17 protein-coding genes are annotated in these 19089 nt (G+C 70.9%); 12 read left to right on the plus strand and 5 right to left on the minus strand.

Features of this window, described 5'->3' with window-relative positions:
* Positions 1 to 97: 97 nt before the first annotated feature.
* Positions 98 to 736, minus strand: coding sequence for a TetR/AcrR family transcriptional regulator C-terminal domain-containing protein (locus tag O7614_RS21940; RefSeq protein ID WP_278140363.1), 639 nt, complete (start codon positions 734 to 736; stop codon positions 98 to 100).
* Positions 737 to 851: 115 nt separating this feature from the next.
* Between O7614_RS21940 and O7614_RS21945 the strand changes: the two genes are divergently transcribed.
* The 10 genes from O7614_RS21945 (at position 852) to O7614_RS21985 (ending at position 10620) form a co-directional block, all read left to right on the plus strand.
* Positions 852 to 2351, plus strand: coding sequence for an ABC transporter substrate-binding protein (locus O7614_RS21945; protein WP_278140364.1), 1500 nt, complete (start codon positions 852 to 854; stop codon positions 2349 to 2351).
* Between the two features lie 3 nt (positions 2352 to 2354).
* Entirely contained in the window at positions 2355 to 3317 is a 963-nt protein-coding gene (locus O7614_RS21950; RefSeq protein ID WP_278140365.1) for an ABC transporter permease, read from the plus strand.
* Positions 3314 to 4153, plus strand: a complete 840-nt coding sequence (locus O7614_RS21955; RefSeq protein ID WP_278140366.1) for an ABC transporter permease subunit — start codon at positions 3314 to 3316, stop codon at positions 4151 to 4153. The genes O7614_RS21950 and O7614_RS21955 overlap by 4 nt, the downstream gene beginning before the upstream one ends.
* Positions 4150 to 5583: an ATP-binding cassette domain-containing protein gene (locus tag O7614_RS21960; protein ID WP_278140367.1), complete on the plus strand. Its 1434-nt coding sequence runs from the start codon at positions 4150 to 4152 to the stop codon at positions 5581 to 5583. The genes O7614_RS21955 and O7614_RS21960 overlap by 4 nt, the downstream gene beginning before the upstream one ends.
* A gap of 152 nt (positions 5584 to 5735) precedes the next feature.
* On the plus strand, positions 5736 to 6470 hold the full coding sequence (locus O7614_RS32250) for an alpha/beta fold hydrolase (protein WP_347404367.1): 735 nt from the start codon (positions 5736 to 5738) through the stop codon (positions 6468 to 6470).
* The gene (locus O7614_RS32255; protein WP_347404368.1) at positions 6454 to 7347 is read left to right on the plus strand and encodes an alpha/beta hydrolase; all 894 of its coding nucleotides are present in this window, start codon (positions 6454 to 6456) and stop codon (positions 7345 to 7347) included. The genes O7614_RS32250 and O7614_RS32255 overlap by 17 nt, the downstream gene beginning before the upstream one ends.
* Positions 7348 to 7595: 248 nt before the next feature.
* Positions 7596 to 8537: a zinc ABC transporter substrate-binding protein gene (locus tag O7614_RS21970; protein WP_278140368.1), complete on the plus strand. Its 942-nt coding sequence runs from the start codon at positions 7596 to 7598 to the stop codon at positions 8535 to 8537.
* Positions 8537 to 9370, plus strand: coding sequence for an ABC transporter ATP-binding protein (locus O7614_RS21975; protein ID WP_278140369.1), 834 nt, complete (start codon positions 8537 to 8539; stop codon positions 9368 to 9370). The genes O7614_RS21970 and O7614_RS21975 overlap by 1 nt, the downstream gene beginning before the upstream one ends.
* Positions 9363 to 10259: a metal ABC transporter permease gene (locus O7614_RS21980; RefSeq protein WP_278140370.1), complete on the plus strand. Its 897-nt coding sequence runs from the start codon at positions 9363 to 9365 to the stop codon at positions 10257 to 10259. Before O7614_RS21975 ends, O7614_RS21980 begins: the two co-directional genes overlap by 8 nt.
* A 16-nt stretch (positions 10260 to 10275) precedes the next feature.
* Positions 10276 to 10620: a metalloregulator ArsR/SmtB family transcription factor gene (locus tag O7614_RS21985; protein ID WP_278140371.1), complete on the plus strand. Its 345-nt coding sequence runs from the start codon at positions 10276 to 10278 to the stop codon at positions 10618 to 10620.
* Between the two features lie 145 nt (positions 10621 to 10765).
* Here the strand turns inward: O7614_RS21985 and O7614_RS21990 are convergent, their stop codons facing one another.
* Positions 10766 to 13462: a penicillin acylase family protein gene (locus O7614_RS21990; RefSeq protein WP_278140372.1), complete on the minus strand. Its 2697-nt coding sequence runs from the start codon at positions 13460 to 13462 to the stop codon at positions 10766 to 10768.
* A gap of 250 nt (positions 13463 to 13712) precedes the next feature.
* The gene (locus O7614_RS21995) at positions 13713 to 15332 is read right to left on the minus strand and encodes an FAD-dependent oxidoreductase (RefSeq protein WP_278140373.1); all 1620 of its coding nucleotides are present in this window, start codon (positions 15330 to 15332) and stop codon (positions 13713 to 13715) included.
* A gap of 76 nt (positions 15333 to 15408) precedes the next feature.
* Here O7614_RS21995 and O7614_RS22000 point away from each other — a divergent pair, with 76 nt between their 5' ends.
* Positions 15409 to 15966, plus strand: a complete 558-nt coding sequence (locus tag O7614_RS22000; RefSeq protein ID WP_278140374.1) for an XRE family transcriptional regulator — start codon at positions 15409 to 15411, stop codon at positions 15964 to 15966.
* Here O7614_RS22000 and O7614_RS22005 read toward each other — a convergent pair.
* Both O7614_RS22005 and O7614_RS22010 read right to left on the minus strand, forming a co-directional pair.
* The gene (locus O7614_RS22005) at positions 15920 to 16291 is read right to left on the minus strand and encodes an ATP-binding cassette domain-containing protein (RefSeq protein ID WP_278142329.1); all 372 of its coding nucleotides are present in this window, start codon (positions 16289 to 16291) and stop codon (positions 15920 to 15922) included. The genes O7614_RS22000 and O7614_RS22005 overlap by 47 nt on opposite strands.
* Positions 16292 to 16537: 246 nt before the next feature.
* Positions 16538 to 16930 (minus strand): hypothetical protein, encoded by a 393-nt coding sequence (locus tag O7614_RS22010; RefSeq protein WP_278140375.1) that lies wholly within the window; start codon positions 16928 to 16930, stop codon positions 16538 to 16540.
* Between the two features lie 407 nt (positions 16931 to 17337).
* On the opposite strand from O7614_RS22010, the gene O7614_RS22015 reads away from it, so the two are divergent.
* Positions 17338 to 19089, plus strand: a complete 1752-nt coding sequence (locus O7614_RS22015; RefSeq protein WP_278140376.1) for a glycoside hydrolase family 15 protein — start codon at positions 17338 to 17340, stop codon at positions 19087 to 19089.

Below are 19089 nucleotides of genomic sequence, written 5' to 3' on the forward strand. Positions count from 1 at the left end.
GGCCGGGAGGTCCGGTTCCGTTGCGGGTGGCCGGGCTGCGGACAGGCAGGTGCGGAGCGATATCTGGCCTGGGGGCGGTCCAGCGCTGTTGCCACCCCTACCGAGGCCGCTCCGAGGTGAGCCCGGCCAGGATCAGGCCAAGGCCGGCGTCGAAGATCTCGGGCAGCGGCAGGGCGAGAAGTTCCGGCCCGACCCGGCTCGTCACCGGGTGTGAGGCGGCGTCGATGCCGGACAGGCCGCCCAGGAACGCCACCGTCCGGTCGGGCACCCGACGACGTACCCGGGCGTTCGCCAGATCCTCCACCGCGACCCGAGTGAAGGTCCAGCTCATGATCGAGGCGGCGCCCCGGGCAACGGTGGCGTCGTCGAATCCGGCGTCCGCAAGGGCAGCGACGAGCACCTCTAGCAGATCGTAGGCGGCCGGACCGGCCGGGCCGTTGTCGATCAGCCAGGCTGCGACACCGGGGTACTGCCGGAGGACGTCACGCTGCGCCGTCGCCCACGCACGGGCGCGCTCGTCCCACGATGCGCCGGTCGACGACTGCGGACACACGAGTCGGCCGATCCGGTCCGCCACGAGGCGGATCAGTCCCTCCCGATCGGAGACGTGGCGGTAGAGCGCCATCGCGGTGACGTCGAACCGAGCCGCGACGGCGCGCATGGTCACGGCGGACAGGCCGTCACTGCGGGTGATGTCGACGGCCATGTCGACGATGGCGTCCCGGTTCAACCGCATGGAGGCACTCACTTCTCAAGCAGGTGGGGCTGACAACCATTTTCACTAACTGGTATACCTAGTAAACCTATCCGACCGCGATCTTCGTGGTCGACGACGAGAGTGATGGTGAGGGATGGTTCCGACCACGGGACGCAGACTGGCCGCGGCCGTCGCCGCGGCAGCGATCCTTGCGGCAGCGGGATGCTCGGCGGACACCGACGACGGGGCGGCGTCCACCGGCGGGACGCTGCGCGCGGCGTTCGCCGGCGGTGGTTCCAGCGAGACACTCAACTACCTGGTCGGCCCGACCGCCCTCGACTACGTCCGGGCGAAGCTGGTGCACGCCCCGCTTTGCGAGCTCGACCCGAAGGCACCGGACGGCGTCTCGTACGGCGTGGTCGAGTCGATCACGGTCTCCGATGACCTGAAGACGTACACGTTGCGGGTGCGCGACGGCGTGAAGTTCAGCAACGGAAAGGCTCTGACGTCCGCGGACGTGTTGTACTCGCTGCGCGCGCCGACCCTGCTGAAGGGGCTGCCCTTCACGAAGCTGATCTCGCGAAACTTCAACGTGGACGCGGCCTCCGCCCCGGACGCGTCCACCGTGCTCCTGCCGACGCTGTCGCCGATCGCCGACGGGCGCGAGGTGATCTGCCAGAGCATGCTCGCCATTCCCGACGGAACGACCGGATTCACCCCGGACATGCCCTCCTCCGGTCCCTTCACGGTCTCCACCTTCGAGCCCGGCCGGTCCACCCTGCTCAAGCGCAACGAAAACTACTACGGTGAAGCGCCGTCGCTGGAGCGGATCGAGCTGCTCTCGATCCCCGACGGCACGGCTCGGGTGAACGCGCTCCGACAGGGCCAGGTCGACTTCGTCAGTGGGGTCGGGCCGGCTCAGGCACAGACGCTGGACAGCGTCGACGGGATCGAGATCACCAGCAGTGAGCTGCCGTACGCCGCCTACCTGCAGTACACGATGAGCGTCAAGGCCAAGCCGTTCGACGATCCCCGGGTGCGCGAGGCGTTCCGGTTGGCGGTCGACCGTGAGCGGATCGTGAAGACGGTCTACTACGGCCGGGCGTTCGTCGGCAACGACCTGCCCGCGCTCGGGTTCCCGTCGTACGACAGCTCACTCCCCCAGCGCGCCCATGACCCGCAGCGGGCGAAGGAGCTGCTGGCCGCTGCCGGCGCGAGCGGCGTCAAGGTCGAGCTCGCCGCCGGGCCGGAGTTGCCCGGAATGGTGGAGACGGCGACGCTCATCGTCGAGGACCTGCGGGGGATCGGCGTCCAGGCCGCCGTGCGGGAACTCCCGGCCGGGCAACTGTTCGCCGACTACCCCGCCTACCTCTCCTGGCCGTTCCGGGCCGGGTACACCCCGCCCGCGTTCTTCGAGATCAACCACACGCCGGGCACGTTCCCGGACGTGGACGCCCTCGTGCTCAAGGCGCGCAGCGCCGGCACCAAGGAGCAGCGGGCGGCCGCTTCGCACCAGGCGCAGAAGCTGCTGTGGGAGAAGGGCGACCAGATCGCACCGGTGTTCGTCCCCACGATCAACGCCGCCTCGGAACGCGTCGGCGGCGTCCGGAACCTGCAGTTCCCCGACCTGTCCCGCGCCACCATGCGGAGCTGACGGGTGCGACTGGCCGGATGGCTGGCAGTGCGGGTCGCCGCCGCGGCGGCGACCCTCACCGTCCTGTCCGCCGTGGTGTTCTGGGCGACCGAGGTCCTGCCCGGCGACGCGGTCGGCACGACGTCGGGCCCGACCGCCACCGCCGCCGAGCGGGACGCGATCCGCGTCTCGCTCGGGCTCGACCGTCCCGCGTACGAGCGCTACCTGGACTGGATCGGCGACGCCGCACGCGGCGATCTGGGCGCTTCGCTCGTCACCGGACGGGACATCGGTGAGATCATCATCGACCGGCTGACGGCAAGCCTCGCGGTGCTGGTCCCGGCGGCGGCGGTGATCCTGGTGCTCGCCGGGGCGCTGGGCGTCGCGGCGGGACTACGCGTGGGCAGCCGGCTGGACCGAGTGCTGAGCGTGACCACGCTCGGGCTCGTCGGTTCGTCGGACTTCCTGCTGGCCACCGGCCTGCTCGTGGTGTTCACCGCGTGGTTGCCGGTGCTGCCGGCGGTCGCCCTGGTGCCCGCCGGTGACGAGCTGTGGCAACACCCGGACCTGGTGGCCCTGCCGGCGCTCGCGCTCGCCCTCGGTGGATTCGGCGCGACGATGCGGCTGCTACGCGCATCCGTCGCGCAGACGGCCGCGACCGGCTTCGCCGAGTTCGCCCGCCTCAACGGCGTACGCGGCTCCCGCTACCTCTGGACCGTGGTCTCCAACGCCGCGGCACCCGCGCTGCACGGACTGGCGATCATGCTCGCCGGTCTGCTCGGCGGCAGCGTCGTGGTGGAGACGCTGTTCAACGTGCCCGGCGTCGGCTTCGAGCTGACCCGGGCCGTGGCCGAGCGGGATGTGCCACTGGTGCAGGGCCTGAGCCTGGCACTCGGCGCCGCGACGCTGATGATCCTGCTTGCCGGCGACCTCCTCGCCGCGCTGCTGGATCGTCACCGGTCGCACTCCCCGGCGGGGGCCCGGTGACCGCACGACGCCTGCTGAGCACGGTGCCGCCCCTGCTCGTACTCGCCGTTGCCGTGATCGGACCCTGGATACCCGCCGCCAGCCCGACCGCACCGGTCGCCGGGCCGTACGAACCCTGGTCCGGCACACATGCCCTGGGTACCGACGTGCTCGGCAGGGACGTGCTCGCCCGTGTCCTGGACGGGGGCCGGGCGCTGATCGTCCAGGCCACGGTCGCCACGACGATAGGCAGCCTGATCGGCCTCGGCCTCGGCACGTGGGCGGGAATGACACGCCGGCACCGGGCTGCCCGGCTCACGGTGCGCAGCGTCGACGCGCTCGCCGCCCTGCCGGCGATCCTGCTGCTTCTCGTGCTCGCCGCCGGCGCACCCGGCAGCGGGGCCGCAGTCGTCGCGGCGAGTGTCCTGGTGAGCATCCCGTTCTCGGTGCGGGTGCTCCGGGAACGTGTCGCCGCCCTGGTCGCCACAGATTACGCCCGAGCGGCACAGGCCAGGGGGGACACCGCCGTCGCCCGACTGCGCTACGACGTGCTGCCCGGGCTGGTCCCCACCGCACTCGCCGAGGCCGGAATCCGGTTCGTCGCCTCGGTCCAGCTCGCCGCCACCGCGGGGTTCCTCGGCCTGGGTGCCGGCGCTCCGGCCGCGAACTGGGGGCGCATGGTCCAGGAGAACAGCTCCGGGCTCACGACCAACCCGCTGCCGGTGCTGATCCCCGCCATGCTGCTCGTCGCGCTCGCCGTCGGCGTGACGCTCCTCCTCGACCACCTCGCCGGTCCGGTTCTCGGCGAAGCCGGGCGCGGCCACATCGGCCCCGACCGGATCGGACAGATCGGATGAGCATGGTCGCCCGGGTACGCGGGCTCACCGTCACCGCGCCGGACGGCACCCTCGTCCTGGACGCGGTCGGCCTGGAGCTGACGTCGGGCCGGGTCACCGGCCTCGTCGGGCCGTCCGGGTCCGGCAAGACCACGCTCGCGCTCGGCCTGCTCGGACACCTCGGCCGAGGGCTCCACCGGGAGGCCGGCACCGTCGACGTGGACGGCGTCGACCCCTTCTCCCCCGCCGGCCGGCGCCGGCTGCGTGGCCGGACGACCGGCTACGTCCCGCAGGACCCGGCCAGCGCGTTGGACCCCCGGCGTCGCCTCGCGGCGCAACTGCGCACCGCCGCCCGGATCGCCTGGCCGCAGGACGACCGGGCGGCCAGGGCCGCGCGGATCGAGCAAGCCGCCCGCGACGCCGCCCTCGACCCGCCGCTGCTGCACCGTTATCCGAGTCAGTTGTCCGGAGGACAGGCCCAACGTGGGGTGTTGGCGTGGACGCTGGTCACCCGGCCGGCGCTGATCCTGCTCGACGAACCCACCAGCGGCCTGGACCCCGACACCGCGCTGCGGGTCAGTCAACGGTTCACCGGGCTGCCCTGGCGGCCGGCGGTCCTGCTGATCAGCCACGACCTCGCCCTCGTGGACCGGATCGCCGACGAGACGCTGGTGATGGACCGGGGCCGGCTTTCCCCCACCCGGCGCCATGCTCCGGTCCCCGCACCGGCACGCGCCGCGGCGTCCACCTCGGTGACGGCGACCCCGCCGATCACAAACGGCACGGCTCGCGCCGCCCTCGCCTTCGAGGGGGTGACGGTCCGGCACGGTGCGCTACGGGTTCTCGACGGCGCCAGCGCACGGGTCGAATTCGGCGAGATCCTCGGCATCCGCGGGACGTCCGGCAGCGGCAAGACCTCGTTGGCGCGGGCGCTCTGCGGGCTCGCCCCTCCGGCCGCCGGACGAATGCTGGTCAACGGCACGCCGGTGAGCTGGGACGCGGCCGACCGCGCGCGTACCGGTCAGCCGTACCTCGCCTACGTCGGCCAGGACGCCCGCGCGGCCCTGAACCCGCACGAAACCGTCCGTCGCACGCTCACCCGAGCACTCGCCGCGAACGCCCGGCGGGGTCTTCCGGCCGGTTGGACGCTGGAGGAGATCGTCGAGCGGTTCGCGTTCGCGGCCGAGGTCCTCGATCGCACGCCGGATCGGCTCAGCGGCGGTCAACGCCATCGCGTCGCGCTCGCAAGGGCTGTCGCCGCCGCGCCCGCCGTGCTCGTCTGCGACGAGTCCACCGCATCCCTCGACCGCGACACCGAGGCCCACGTCCTGGACACGATCGACCACCTCCGCCGCCGCAACGGCACTCCCGTCGTGCTCGTCACCCACTCCGGCCACCTCGCGGCCCGCGCCGACCGCGTCCTCACCCTCTCCGACGGACAACTGTGGTGACTCCGGCGAGGCGTGCGCCGCGGCGGTAGCCGCTCCGTGGCACCCGACGCACCGAAGCGACGTCTGTCCCTTTTCAAGGGTGCCGGTGGAGAGCAGACTCACCACGATGCCGGCCACCTCAACGTCCGGCGAGAAACTCCGAAAGGGACGGAATGAAACGACTCATGGCGGCCGCCGCCATCGCCGGGTTGATCCTCGGCACCGCGCCCGGCGGGGCCGCACAGGCGACGCCTGAACCCCGCACCACCGAGGTGTCGTACACGCCGCCGCCGATCGCGTGGGGCGAGTGCGCCAGCCCCGGCCTCCAGCGCCGGGGCGGCCAGTGCGGGTTCGTCGAGGTACCCCTCGACTACGCCCAGCCCCGGGGCAAGAAGATCAAGCTGGCTGTCTCCCGGATCAGCCACAAGACGCCGGAGGCGCAGTACCAGGGCGTCATGCTGGTCAACCCGGGCGGGCCCGGCGGCTCTGGCCTCACCCTCTCCGTGCTCGGCGAGTACGTGCCCAACGGCGCGGGCGACGCGTACGACTGGATCGGTTTCGACCCCCGCGGGGTCGGCTCCTCCCAGCCGGCGCTGGCCTGCGACGGTGACTATTTCTCCTACAACCGGCCGTTCTACGTGCCGGCCACCCCCAACCTGGAGCGCACCTGGCTGAACCGTTCCAAGGGGTACGCGCAGGCGTGCGCGAAGGCTGGGGGCGACCTGCTGGACCACCTGAAGACCACCGACACCGTGCGGGACATGGAGAGCATCCGCAAGGCGCTCGGCCGCAACCAGATCAACTACTACGGCTTCTCCTACGGCACCTACCTCGGCCAGGTCTACGCCACCCTGTTCCCGCAGCGGGTCCGCCGGATGGTGCTCGACGGCAATGTCGACCCCCCGTAAGGTCTGGTACGAGGCCAACCTCGACCAGGACGTCGCGTTCGACCGCAACATCAAGATCTATTTCGACTGGATCGCCCGCAACGACGCCGTCTACCACCTCGGGACGACTGGTCGGGCCGTGGAACGGCTCTTCTACGCCCAGCAGCTCAAACTGCTGAAGAAGCCGGCCGGCGGCATCATCGGACCGGACGAATGGTCGGACATCTTCCTGCAGGCCGGCTACTACGTGTTCGGCTGGGAGGAGGTCGCCCAGGCGTTCGCAGGGTGGGTGCACGACGGAGACTGGCAGACCCTCAAGGAGCTGTACGACGCGTCCAACGCACAGGGCCCGGGAGCGGACAACGGCTTCGCGATCTACCTGGGCGTGCAGTGCACCGACGTGCAGTGGCCGACGAACTGGAACCGCTGGCGGGCCGACAACTGGCGGATCTTCGCCAAGGCGCCCTTCGAGACGTGGGGCAACGCCTGGTTCAACGCGCCCTGCATCTGGTGGGACGGACAGGTCGGCAAGCCGGTGACGGTCGACGGCAGCAAGGCCGGCGGTGTCCTGCTGATCAACGAAACGCTCGACGCCGCCACGCCGTACCCAGGAGCGCTGGAGGTGCGCAGCCGCTTCCCTTCAGCGGTGCTCGTCGAGGGCGTCGGGGGCACCACCCACTCCGGCTCGCTCAGCGGCGTGGCGTGTGTCGACGACACCATCGCCACGTACCTGGCCACCGGTGAACTACCGAAGCGGCTCAGTGGCCGGCGCTCGGACGTGCAGTGCGACCCGCTGCCGCAACCGGACCCGGCAGCGATCGCCACCCGCTCGGCGCCCTCGGGCACCGGCGTCGACGCCGATCGGCGGGAACTGCAGAAGTTGATCGGGTCACGCTGATCCACGCGATGCCCGAGGCGGTCGGTCGCCTCGGGCATCGCGTCCACAGCGACCACCCGCCTCGCACCCACCGGCCCTGACGCTGACGGGTCGCGCCAGGCTCCGAGCATCCAGTGGTGCACATATCGTCATATCGTGAATCTACAATAATAATGAAAATCACTTCCGATAGCCTTGTGACACGCGCGCCCCACCATTAGCGTCCTGCCGGTAATGAAGCTCTTTTTCAGCTGACCGGACGTGGAAAGGTGGCGGTTCCGGTGTTTGATAAGCGCGCAGGTCTTCTTGGCGCAGCCCTGCTCTCGGTGGCGATGCTCGGTGCGGGTTGCGGATCATCCTCGGACGGCGACAAGGCTGCGCCCTCCTCCGAGGCGTCAGGATCGACAGGGATCTCGGTGGTCACCTCCACGAACGTCTACGGCGACATCGTGCGGCAGATCGCCGGCGACAAGGCGTCGATCACGTCCATCATCAGTGACCCGTCTGCCGATCCACACTCCTACGAGGCGAACACCCGCACCCAACTCGAGCTGTCGAAGGCCGACCTGGTGATCGAGAACGGCGGCGGCTACGACGACTTCGTCGACACGATGCTCAAGGCGGCCGACAGTGACGCCAAGGTGCTCAACGCCGTCGAGATCTCCGGTAAGGCGGCGACCGGCGGCGAGGAGCTCAACGAGCACGTCTGGTACGACCTGCCATCGATGGGCAAGCTGACCGACCAGATCGTCAGCGCGCTGTCCACCGCGGCACCCGGCGACGCCGCGACGTTCACCGCCAACGCGACGACCTTCAAGCAGAAGCTCACGGATCTGGAAGCCACCGCCGGCGAGATCAAGACGGCACACGGCGGCACCGGTGTGGCGATCACCGAGCCGGTGCCGGGCTACCTGCTGGACGCGTGCGGTCTGGTCAACAAGACTCCGGAGGAGTTCAGCGAGGCCATCGAGGAGGGCACCGACGTCTCCGCCGGCACCCTGAAGGAGACCCTCGCTTTGTTCACCGGAAAGCAGGTCAAGCTGCTGGCCTACAACGAGCAGACCACCGGACCGGAGACCGAGAAGGTGCTCCAGGCGGCCAAGGACAACACGGTCGGCGTCGTTCCGGTGACCGAGACGCTGCCTTCCGGCAAGGACTACGTCTCGTGGATGAGCGGGAACCTCGCCGCCGTCAAGACCGCACTGGGCTGATGCCGGACGACCACAGTGCCGTCCCGGTGCTGGAGTTCGACGATGCCGGGCTGAGTTTCGGCCCGCGGCGGCTCTGGTCGGGGCTCTCCCTGCGCGTCGAGGCCGGCGAGTTCGTCGCCGTCCTCGGCGCCAACGGGTCGGGCAAGACCAGCCTCGTCCGCGCGATCCTCGGGCTCCAGCGCCTCAGCTCCGGTCGGCTGCGCGTGTCCGGCCGGCCACCGCGCCGCGGCGGGGACGACATCGGATACGTGCCGCAACAGCGGCGCATCGATCCGCTGACGCCGCTACGCGCGCGCGACGTGGTCGGCCAGGGCCTCGACGGACACCGTTGGGGCCTGGGTCGGCGCCCGGGGCGGGACGGGCGGATCAGGGCGGCACTCGGCTCGGTCGACGCCGCCGCGTTCGCCGACATGCCGGTCGGACTGCTCTCCGGCGGCGAACAACAGCGGATCCGCGTCGCGCAGGCACTGGTGGCCGACCCGCGCCTGCTGCTCTGCGACGAACCGCTGCTCTCACTGGACCTGCGCAGCCAGCAGACCATCACCGCGTTGGTCGACAAACGACGCCGGGAGAAGGGAACCGCCGTCGTGTTCGTCACGCACGAGATCAACCCTGTGCTGCCCTACGTGGACCGCGTTCTCTACCTGGCCGACGGCGGGTTCCGCAGCGGAACGGTGCAGGAGGTGTTCACCTCGGAGACGCTCTCCGACCTGTACGGGGTACCGATCGAGGTTCTTCGCGTCAACGGACGAATCCTCGTCGCGGGTATCCCGCCGGCAAACCAGTCGCACCACCACCACGACGGCGCCGAGGTCGGGGTGGAGCATGTCTGACCCTGGGCTGTGGGACCGCGTCTTCAACTTCGCCGACTACACCGAACTGCTCGGTCTCGTCCACAACTCGATCATCGCCGGGGCGGTCCTGGGTCTCATCGGCGGGTTGATCAGTACGTTCGTGATGATGCGTGACATGCCGTTCGCCGTGCACGGCATCAGTGAGCTGTCGTTCGCCGGCGCGTCCGGAGCGCTACTGGTCGGCGCGAACGTCGTGCTCGGATCCCTGATCGGCTCCATCCTCGCCGCCCTGCTGATCGGGGTGTTGGGCAGCCGGGCCCGGGACCGCAACTCCATCATCGGCGTACTCATGCCCTTCGGCCTGGGTCTCGGCGTGTTGTTCCTCGCGCTCTACCAGGGCCGCTCGGCGAACAAGTTCGGGCTACTCACCGGTCAGATCGTCGCCGTGGACACACCGCAGCTGTCCTGGATGCTGGTGACCTCGACGGTGGTCCTGATCGGCCTGCTGGTGATCTGGCGCCCGCTCGCCTTCGCCAGCGTCGATCCGGAGCTGGCCGCTGGTCGCGGCGTCCCGGTCGCGGCGCTGTCGTCGGTGTTCATGCTGCTGCTGGGTCTGACCGTCGCCATGTCGGTACAGATCGTCGGTGCGCTGCTGGTGCTGAGCGTCGTCGTCACACCTGCCGCGGCCGCGATGCGGGTCACGGCGTCCCCGCCGCTCGTCACGCTGCTCAGCGTTGTGTTCGCCGTCGGCTCCGTCGTCGGCGGCATCCTGCTCGCCCTGGGCAGCAGCGTTCCCATCAGCCCCTACGTCACCACGATCTCGTTCACGATCTACATCGTCTGCCGGGTCCTCGGCGCACGACGTCAGCGGCGCGGTTGGGCCACCGTCGGGCGCGTCGAGGCCCCGCTGTCCGCGGCGGCGCGCTGAGATCGGGCCCGGCCGAATGGCAGAGAGCGACCGCAGCGCCACGAACGAGCCGATAGACACCGCCGCCGCCGTTCTTCAGGCGCTCGCCTCACCCATCCGCCTGCGGATCGTCCTGGACGTCATCGATCAGGAGGCGACCGCCGGTGAACTGGCCGAACGGCTCGGCGTCGGATACACCACGCTCGCCAAACACCTTCGGCACCTCCGGGTTGCCGGCCTCGTCCGCCGTCGCCGGAGCGCGAACCACGTCCGGTACGTCGCGACCCCGTCGGCCGTCCTGCTGGTGCGCGCCATCTTCGTCACGACCGGGCCCGACGGGGAACACGGGACCCAGGTCCGCGGTGCCCTGCCACGGCACTGATCCCGCCGACCACCCACCGGGGGTAGGGCCCCCGGTGGGTCGAACCGCCAGTGCATCGGTGCCGACGCGGTCGTTGCCGAGGCGGGTGGCGCAGCGATCGTCGGGCGGGCAGATCGTCTCCGACCGGACCCTGTCGGGCACACATTCACGGTCGCAGGGTCAGCGTCTGGGTAGCCGCATCCGTGACGTCCTCCCGATCCCAGCGCATCGGCAGGGTCTTGCCGTCGCGCCACAACGGCAACTGATCGTCGTAGTTGCGGTGGAAGGCGTGCCCGGAGTTGCCGGTCAGCTGGATCCACCGGGAGGCGTCGAGGTCGGCCAGGTCGACGATCATCCGCATCGAGGGCACGGCGTCGACCTCGTAGCCCGCGGCGGCATCCCAGCCCGTCGCGTTGACGATCGCGTCGCCGCCCGACACACCGACCGGGTCGGCGTTGAAGAGCCACTCGACGGGCCCGACGCCCGACGTGCCGAAGGTCTGGTTGCGTGCGGTCAGGATGTGCATCCGGCCCCACCGCCAGTCGGGCCGGTCGCCCTGATCGCGGCGAAGCTCCGCGGTCGCCTCGGCCGCCGCCGAGCGCAGAATGTCGTCGCGACGCTCGACGGCCGGGGTGTCCTGGCGATCCCACCACGGGGACCCGGGCTGGGCGAGCAGTCCCCGCACCACTTCGAACCACCGGTCGCCGCCGTCGGGGCGGTAGCTCGCGGGCAGTTCGTCGAAGATGCCGGCGAGCAGGTGGCGCCAGGTCGCGTTGTAGTACGCGGCCGCGGCGGACCGGCGCGCCTCGGCGCTGCCGGAGGGGCCGTCGGCGGGTTGCTGGAAGTCCCAGTCCTTCCACAGGTCGGTGGCGGTGACGCGGGCGTCGTCGGACGGGTCGGTAGACCGGTGCAGAGCGTCGACAACCGCCGGTACGAGGGTCGGCGCGAAGCCGTTGCGGTTGTCGAACTGCATGTGCTGCACGTCCGCCACGCTGATCGGGCCGGGCGCTGACGTGATCATGTCGCGGATGCGTTGGCTGCGGTAGCCGTACGACCAGTCGTTTGTCAGCAGGCGCGGGTAGCCGGGGCCGACGACGGCCTGATTGGCGGTGACCACATAGCCGCCGGGCGGGTTGAGGACGCTCGGCAGTTCGGGGAAGGGAATGAAACCCTTCCAGTCGTACGCCGAATCCCAGCCCGGGCTCATCCACCGCCCGTCGCCTTTGCCGCGCACCGGGATGCGACCGGGCGACTGGTAGCCGATGTTGCCGTCCACGTCGGCGTACACGATGTTCTGTGCGGGCACCTCGAACAACGCGGCGGCGGCGCGGAACTCGGTCCAGTTCGCCGCGGTGTTGAGTGCGAAGAGCGCCTCGGCGGTCCGACCTGGCCGTAGCGCCGTCCAGTTCAGCGCGATGGCGTAACCGTCGCCCTGCGTCTCGCCGTCCGGCGCCGGACGCCCGGCAGCGAGCTGCGGGCTGGCGGCCACGGGGGCCGGCGAGCCGGCCTGGTCGACCGGCGGCCTGCGGCCGATGTCCCGCAGCGACGCCGACGCGTCGGACAGCAGCGGACCGTGCCGGGACGTGCGTACCGTGATCGACACCGGCTTGCCGCCCGCGACCTCGATGGTCTCGGTGCGGGTCTGCAGGGGCAGCCACTCGCCGTCGACCTGCACCCGGTCGCCGTCCACCCGCTCGAGATACAGGTCGGTCACGTCGGGGTCGAGGTTGGTGAAGCCCCAGGCGATACGGGCGTTGTGGCCGATGACGACGCCGGGGACGCCGGCGAACGTGAACCCGGCGACGTCGAACGCGCACTCGCAGTGCAGACCCATCTGATACCAGATGCCGGGCATGCTCGGGCTCAGGTGTGGGTCGTTGGCCAGGATCGGCTTGCCGGTGGAGGTCAGTTGTCCACCGATGACCCACGAGTTCGAGCCGATGCCCGGGCCGCTGTCGCCGAGCATGACCGGCAGCCGGGACAGGCCGTCGGCGAGCTCGGTGACGGTCCGCGCGGCGACCGTGCCACCGCCGTCGGTCCCGGCCTCGTCCGGGCCGCCGCCACCCTGGCCGCCGCTTGTGGACGCCGTCGGGGCACCGGACGGAACGGGCCGGACGCCCTGGTCGAAGATGCCGCCTACGACGGTTCCCCCGTCGACGATGGGTGAGTTCCGGTCGTACGGGTAGGCCGGGTAGAGCTGTTCGACCTGCGAGCGGGTCAGGCCGGCGCCGAGCAGCGCCGCGCGAGCGATCTCGGTGTCCATGTTGCCCCGCAGGTCCCACGCCATCGCCTTGAGCCAGGCGAGACTGTCCACCGGGCTCCACTGCTCGATCGTGTGGCCAGAGTTCTGCAGCCCGAGCACCGTGTACTCCAGGCTCGCCCGACCCCCGTCGTGGTCGGCGAGCCAGGCGTTCACGCCGTCGGCGTACGCCTGCAGGTACCGCCGCGCGTCTGGAGACATGAGCTGCCACTCTTGCTCGGCGACCCGGCGCCAGCCCATCGTGCGCAGGTAACTGTCGGTCTCGACCTGGCCCTCCCCGAACAGCTCGGCAAGCCGGCCGCCGGTTACGTGGCGGCGGAAGTCCATCTCCCAAAACCTGTCCTGCGCGTGCAGATAGCCCTGGGCGCGGAACAGGTCGTCGCTGGTCTTCGCGTACACCTGGGGGATCCCGTGGTCGTCGCGGTACACCGTGACGGGCGAGGTCAGTCCGGGAAGCCGGAGCACGCCGTCCTGCTGCGGGAACGAGCGGCGAACCGCCCAGACCGCGGTGAGGGTGAACGCGAGGCCCAGCACCAGGAGGACTGCCACCGCCCAGAGGGCGGCCTTGCGCACCCCGGCCCAGGAAAGGTGTACGGAACTCATGTCGCGAGATGTTAGTGCCCCGGCCGAGCGCCGACGTCCGACGATCAGGTTTACTGCGGCGGCCCCGACAAGCCGGTCCAGGCAGGCTGCCTCGACGCCGTGCGCCGTCGCGGCGTACCACTACGGTCGGCGCCTGACCGGCCTCGGTGGACTGGTACACCGAGGCCGGTGGCGGGTGCTCCCCCCGTTGTCGCCGGGACGCGCCCGAGCAGTGCCGCGACCGTGTGCTCGCTGCGACGGGCGGGTTGCCTTAGCTCCTGTGGTGATCCAGTCGGACGGCGCGCAGCACGACGTCGCTGACGTGGTGGGTGCTGATCGCCCCCGGGGGGCGCGGGCGGGTCTCGTTCACGTCGACGCGCCAGTCGCCCGAAGCCGTGATGGCGGCAGCGATCTCGTCGATGCCGACGTACGCCTGCGGGTCGTACATGTGGGTCTGCTCGCCGGGGTCCGCCGGCTGCTGGAGCCAGCTCAGGTCGTGGCCGACGACGAGCAGCGTCCCACCGACGGCCACGGCGTCGAGGAGGTTACGCAGTCCGCGCTGCTCGGGGGTGCGCTGGAACGAGCCGTACTGCAGGGAGACGAGGTCGTAGGTCTGGTCCGCGTACGCGGCGGGGTCGTTGGCGTCGCGGTGCAGCGTGCGCACGTCGAGCCCACGACGTTCCGCTTCGGCCCGGATGCGGTCGAGTGCCGTGGCGGAGACGTCGGAGGCGGTCACCTGCCAGCCGCGTTCGGCCAGCCAGAGCGCGTCGGCTCCCTCACCCGCGCCGACGTCGAGCGCCCGCCCCGGGGGCAGGTCCGCCACCTCCGCCACGAGGGTGCCGTTCGGGTTGGCGCTCCACACCCGCTCCTGGTCCCCGTAGCGGCTGTCCCACTCGATCGCGACGCCGGAGGGGCGGGCACCCGCCGTGATGTCCTCGGCGGCGAGGCTGAAAGCGATCTGGGCGCCGATCCAGCTACCGTTCGCCGCGGACTGCAGGACCTGGCCGCTCGGGTCGGTCAGGTTCCCGGCGGCGAAGACGCCCTCCACGCTGGTACGTCCGGCGGGGTCGACCGCGACGAGGTCACCGAGTCCGCTGGGGTGGGCGGTGGTGTCGACGCCGAGCCCGGCGAGCATCTCGACCCGGGGACGGAACCGGCCCCCGGTGAGGATCGCGTCGGCCGGCAGGCTGTGACCGTCGGCAAGCTCGACGACGAGTGACCCGTCCGCGTCGGCGTCGGTCAACCGGCGCACCGCACTCTCGACCACCGGGACCCCGGAGGCGACGAGGGTCTTTACCGCGTCCGGGTCGATCCCCGTCGCGTCATGCAGCACCACTGTCAACCGATCGGTCAGGTGCCGCATCAGTGGAGTCGGATGCAGTCCCATCGGCGACGTGACGATCTGCACGACCCGCAGGTCGCGGGCCTCCCAGCCGTGGCAGAACGGGCAGTTGAACACCTGAGCGCCCCACCGCTCGGCGAGGCCCTCGATGTCGGGAAGCTCGTCGACGATGCCGGTCGCGGCCAGGATCCGGCGGGCGACGAGGCCGTGGCCGCCCGAGAGGGCGAGGTGGAACCCGTCGTCCTCCTTCCGCACCGCCAGGACACGGCCGTGCAGGACGCTGCCACCGTAGCTGCGGACCTCTTCGCGCCCGATGGCCCGCATCGCCTCGGGCGGGGTGCCCTCACGTCCGAGGTACCCGTGCATGTGCGCCGCCGGCGCGTTCCGCGGCGTGCCGTCGTCGATGACGATGACCGAGCGTCGCTGACGAGCGAGCTGTAGCGCGGCCGCCAACCCGGCCGCTGATCCGCCGATGACGGCGACGTCGCATTTCCGGACGATGCTCTGGTGCGGTGTGTGTTCGGAGGCTTCGTGGGCATGGTCTGTCATACGTCCAGCGTAGGAACACCTGGCGGTATATGACAGACATCTTGCGGAATCCGCAAGATGCCTCGATGCTGGGGAGATGAACGACCGCAGTGAGGTGGAGCGTCTGGCCCGCACACGGCTGCGGAGCATCCGCACCACGCTCGGCTACTCCCTGGACGAACTCGCCCAGCGCAGCAACCTCAGCCCGTCGACGATCAGCCGGGTCGAGACAGGCAAACGGACGCTCAGTCTCGATGTGCTCGTGCCCCTGGCCGGCGCGCTGCAGGTCAGCCTCGACGTCCTGTTCGAGGCAAGCAGCGACGAGGACGTGGTGATCCGTCCCGTTCAGCACCGTTCGGGTTCACGCACGACGTGGCCGCTGAGCCGCGTCGACGGGCGCACCATGGCGGTGAAGGTCCGGTTGGAGCCCGAGGCGACGATGCCGGCCCAGCGGGTCCATCCGGGGTACGACTGGCTCCTGGTGCTCGAGGGCAGGGTCCTGCTGTGGCTCGGCGAACGGCAGATCGAGGTCGAAAAGGGCGAGGCAGCCGAATTCTCGACGATGACGCCACACTCGATGACAGCGCTCGACGCGCCGGCCGAGCTGATCATGATCTTCGATCGCGAGGGGCAGCGCGCGCATCTACACCAGTGAGACCGCGTCGGGACGCCGGCGGGGTCAGATCGCTGGCGTTGCCGAGTGCGACCAGGCCGACCACAGGGCGGCGTAGGCGCCGGTCCAGCTCACCGGCACCGGCGCTGCCCGCTTCGGCGGTCGCCTCGTCGAGCACCACGACGGGCGGGCCGCGCACGAGCAGCCGGGCCAGCGCGAGCTGCTGCGCCTGTGCCGGTGGCAGGGGGCCAGCTTCCTTGTCGAGGAGCTCACGCGTCGCCCAGTCGTCAGCGCCGACCGCCGCCAGGGCCCTGAGGAGGTGTTCGTCGTCGGAGTCCGGCGCGGCGTAGGTGAGGTTGTCGCGCAGGGTGCCGGTGAAGACGGGGCGTCTCCTGCGACACCAGGCCGAAGGGCGAAGATGCTGCCCCGCGCCACGTCGAAGTCCACGCCGCGCAACACCGTCAACTGCCCGAAAGCCTTTCGAGGTCTTGCACGTGTATCGCGGATTGCTCGATACCGCTGATTCGAACCGGAGTGCTCATGACGACCAGCATGGGGGTTGACGCTGCGTCACGGTCACGCCGCTGACAGATCGGCGTGACCGTGGCATCGGTCACCAGTCACGGTCACGTCCGGCAGTCGCCCTCCCGCGGATCGGATCCGACGAGTACGGCGGCCGAGGGCTGGGCGTAACGGCGCCGTCCGCCGCATCACGGGCGGTTGCCGGCGGCAGCGACCGCATGACCCGGTAACCGACACCGAGCACGCTGGCAAAGACAATCACCGCGGCGTACGACCAGCCGTCGGCGGCGCCGGTCAGATCGCCGAATCGGTTGGCCAGGAAGCCGACGAACGTCGCCATACCGAGCCCGGTCACCGCCGCCACCGCGCGCAGGTCGGCCACCACCGTCGCGAAGCCGCCGGCGGCGATGGCCATGACGAACGCCCGCCCCGGCAGGTCGGCCGGTGGGAACGCCGCCGCGGCCAGCAGAGCTGCGGCGATCATCACCGCCCACCCCCCGGCGACACTGACGCCGGTCGGTGTCCGTGCCCGCGATGCCGCGGTCGATGATTCCGGATCGGCAGTCACCACGCGCCTCCTGCGACGTTGAGGGCTCGCGTCTCGAACCCTCGACGCCCATACCAACCCCGATCCGCTGCCCACCATCCACGAATTCACGCAGGCGCTACGGCGACAGCCTGCTTTTTGACGCAGCCATAACGGCGACCGCGCTGCCGACCGCGACCCGGTCGAAAGGCGGGAAGACGGTGACCTGGCCCGGCTGTACCCGTTGGTCCGTTTCAAGACGTCGACAGCGGGAAAGTCCGCCGCCGGTGAGTGACCTGCCGCCGGCCGCAACCTTGGCGGCGGTGCCAGGGACAACACTCCGACCCCCTGACCGGAGGCCAACGATGCCAGCCTCGGAGAGTTCCCCGGCGGTACTGCGGGACTATGCGCTCCTCGCCGACGGATACCGAGGCGCCCTCATCGGCCCGGATGGTGATGTCGGCTGGCTCTGCGCACCCGGTTGGTGCGACCCGCCGCTCTTCTCGGCGCTGCTCGGCGGCCCGGGTCGTTTCCTCGTGACGCCGGCGACGGACCGCTTCGTCTGGGGCGGGCACTACGAGCCGGGGTCGCTGATCTGGCGCAGCAGGTGGGTCACCACCGACGGGATCATCGAGTGCCGGGAGGCTCTCGTCGCACCCGGGCAGGAGCACCGGCTGGTGTTGTTGCGGCAGATCCGGGCGGCGGAGCAACCGGCGCGGGTACGTGTGGTGCTGGACCCGCGCGCCGACTTCGGCCGCAGCCCGCTACGCGAGGTCACCCGGAACGCCGACGGGTGGACAGCCCGCGCCGGATCGCTGTACCTGCGGTTGCACTGTGGTTCGGGCTTGAACTCCGCCGCCGACGGCTTCCTCGCCGGCGAACTGGTCGTGCCGGCCCGCGGCTCGTCCGACCTGGTGTTCGAGGTGTCGACGGCACCGCTGGAGCAGCCCGGCGCGGAACCCGGTGAGTTGTGGCGCATCACCGAGCAGCACTGGAGCTCGGTGGTGCCGGAGCTGACCGGGCCCGCGCACCGCGACGCCACCCTCGCGTACGCGGTGCTGCGCGGCCTGACCCGTCCGGGCGGTGGCATGGTGGCCGCCTGCACCACCGCGCTGCCCGAGCGGGCGCTGGCCGGACGCAACTACGACTACCGGTACGCCTGGATCCGCGACCAGTCCTTCGCCGGGCAGGCGGCCGCGCTGGTCGGCCGGTACGACCTGCTCGACGACGCGGTCGCGTTCCTGACCGCGCGGGTGCTGGCCGATGCCGACGCGTTGGCCCCGGCGTACACCGTGAACGGCGATCCGGTGCCGCACCAGCAGCGGCTCGACGACCTGCCCGGCTACCCGGGCGCCCGGGTCCGCACCGGCAACTGGGTACGTGAGCAGTTCCAACTCGACGCCTTCGGCGAGGTGCTGCTGGTGCTCGCGGCGGCGCAGCGGCTCGACCGGCTCGACAGTGACGCGTACCGCGCGATGCAACTGGCCGCGGCGGTGATCGAGCGGCGCTGGTCGGAGCCGGACTCCGGCATCTGGGAGTTGCCCACTCGGCAGTGGACGCACTCCAAGTTGACCTGTGTCGCCGGGTTACGCGCCGCCGCGCGGGTCGGCTCGGGGAGCCTGGTCGGGCGCTGGTCCGCGCTGGCGGACGGCATCCTCGCCGACGCCTCAGCCCACGGCCTCGGTCCGGGAGGCCGCTGGCAGCGGGCCTACGACGATTCGCGCGTCGACTCCGCGCTGCTGCTGCCCGGCATCCGGGGCGCCCTGGCACCGGATGATCCCCGTACCGAATCCACCCGGCGGGCCGTCCTGGCCGAGCTGACCGAGGACGGGTACCTCTACCGCTTCCGGCCCGACCGGCGGCCGCTCGGCGACGCGGAGGGCGCGTTCCTGCTCTGCGGGTTCATGGCGGCTCTCGCCGCCTGGCAGGCCGGGGACGCGGTGGGCGCCAACCGGTGGTTCGAGCGCAACCGGGCCGCGTGTGGGCCACCCGGGTTGTACACGGAGGAGTACGACGTCCGGCAGCGGCAGTTGCGCGGCAACCTGCCGCAGGCCTTCGTGCACGCGCTGATGCTGGAGACGGCGGTCACGCTGGGCCAGGTCGACCCGTGCCGGTGA

It is taken from the genome of Micromonospora sp. WMMD961 (assembly GCF_029626145.1).
GTDB lineage: Bacteria > Actinomycetota > Actinomycetes > Mycobacteriales > Micromonosporaceae > Micromonospora.

Excerpts from the sequence above, each read along its gene's own strand:
- O7614_RS21940 (WP_278140363.1), bottom strand. The coding sequence starts at position 736 with ATGCGGTTGAACCGGGACGCCATCGTCGACATGGCCGTCGACATCACC.
- O7614_RS21945 (WP_278140364.1), top strand. The coding sequence starts at position 852 with ATGGTTCCGACCACGGGACGCAGACTGGCCGCGGCCGTCGCCGCGGCA.
- O7614_RS21960 (WP_278140367.1), top strand. The coding sequence starts at position 4,150 with ATGAGCATGGTCGCCCGGGTACGCGGGCTCACCGTCACCGCGCCGGAC.
- O7614_RS32250 (WP_347404367.1), top strand. The coding sequence starts at position 5,736 with ATGAAACGACTCATGGCGGCCGCCGCCATCGCCGGGTTGATCCTCGGC.
- O7614_RS32255 (WP_347404368.1), top strand. The coding sequence starts at position 6,454 with ATGTCGACCCCCCGTAAGGTCTGGTACGAGGCCAACCTCGACCAGGAC.
- O7614_RS21975 (WP_278140369.1), top strand. The coding sequence starts at position 8,537 with ATGCCGGACGACCACAGTGCCGTCCCGGTGCTGGAGTTCGACGATGCC.
- O7614_RS21980 (WP_278140370.1), top strand. The coding sequence starts at position 9,363 with ATGTCTGACCCTGGGCTGTGGGACCGCGTCTTCAACTTCGCCGACTAC.
- O7614_RS21985 (WP_278140371.1), top strand. The coding sequence starts at position 10,276 with ATGGCAGAGAGCGACCGCAGCGCCACGAACGAGCCGATAGACACCGCC.
- O7614_RS21990 (WP_278140372.1), bottom strand. The coding sequence starts at position 13,462 with ATGAGTTCCGTACACCTTTCCTGGGCCGGGGTGCGCAAGGCCGCCCTC.
- O7614_RS21995 (WP_278140373.1), bottom strand. The coding sequence starts at position 15,332 with ATGACAGACCATGCCCACGAAGCCTCCGAACACACACCGCACCAGAGC.
- O7614_RS22000 (WP_278140374.1), top strand. The coding sequence starts at position 15,409 with ATGAACGACCGCAGTGAGGTGGAGCGTCTGGCCCGCACACGGCTGCGG.
- O7614_RS22010 (WP_278140375.1), bottom strand. The coding sequence starts at position 16,930 with ATGATCGCCGCAGCTCTGCTGGCCGCGGCGGCGTTCCCACCGGCCGAC.
- O7614_RS22015 (WP_278140376.1), top strand. The coding sequence starts at position 17,338 with ATGCCAGCCTCGGAGAGTTCCCCGGCGGTACTGCGGGACTATGCGCTC.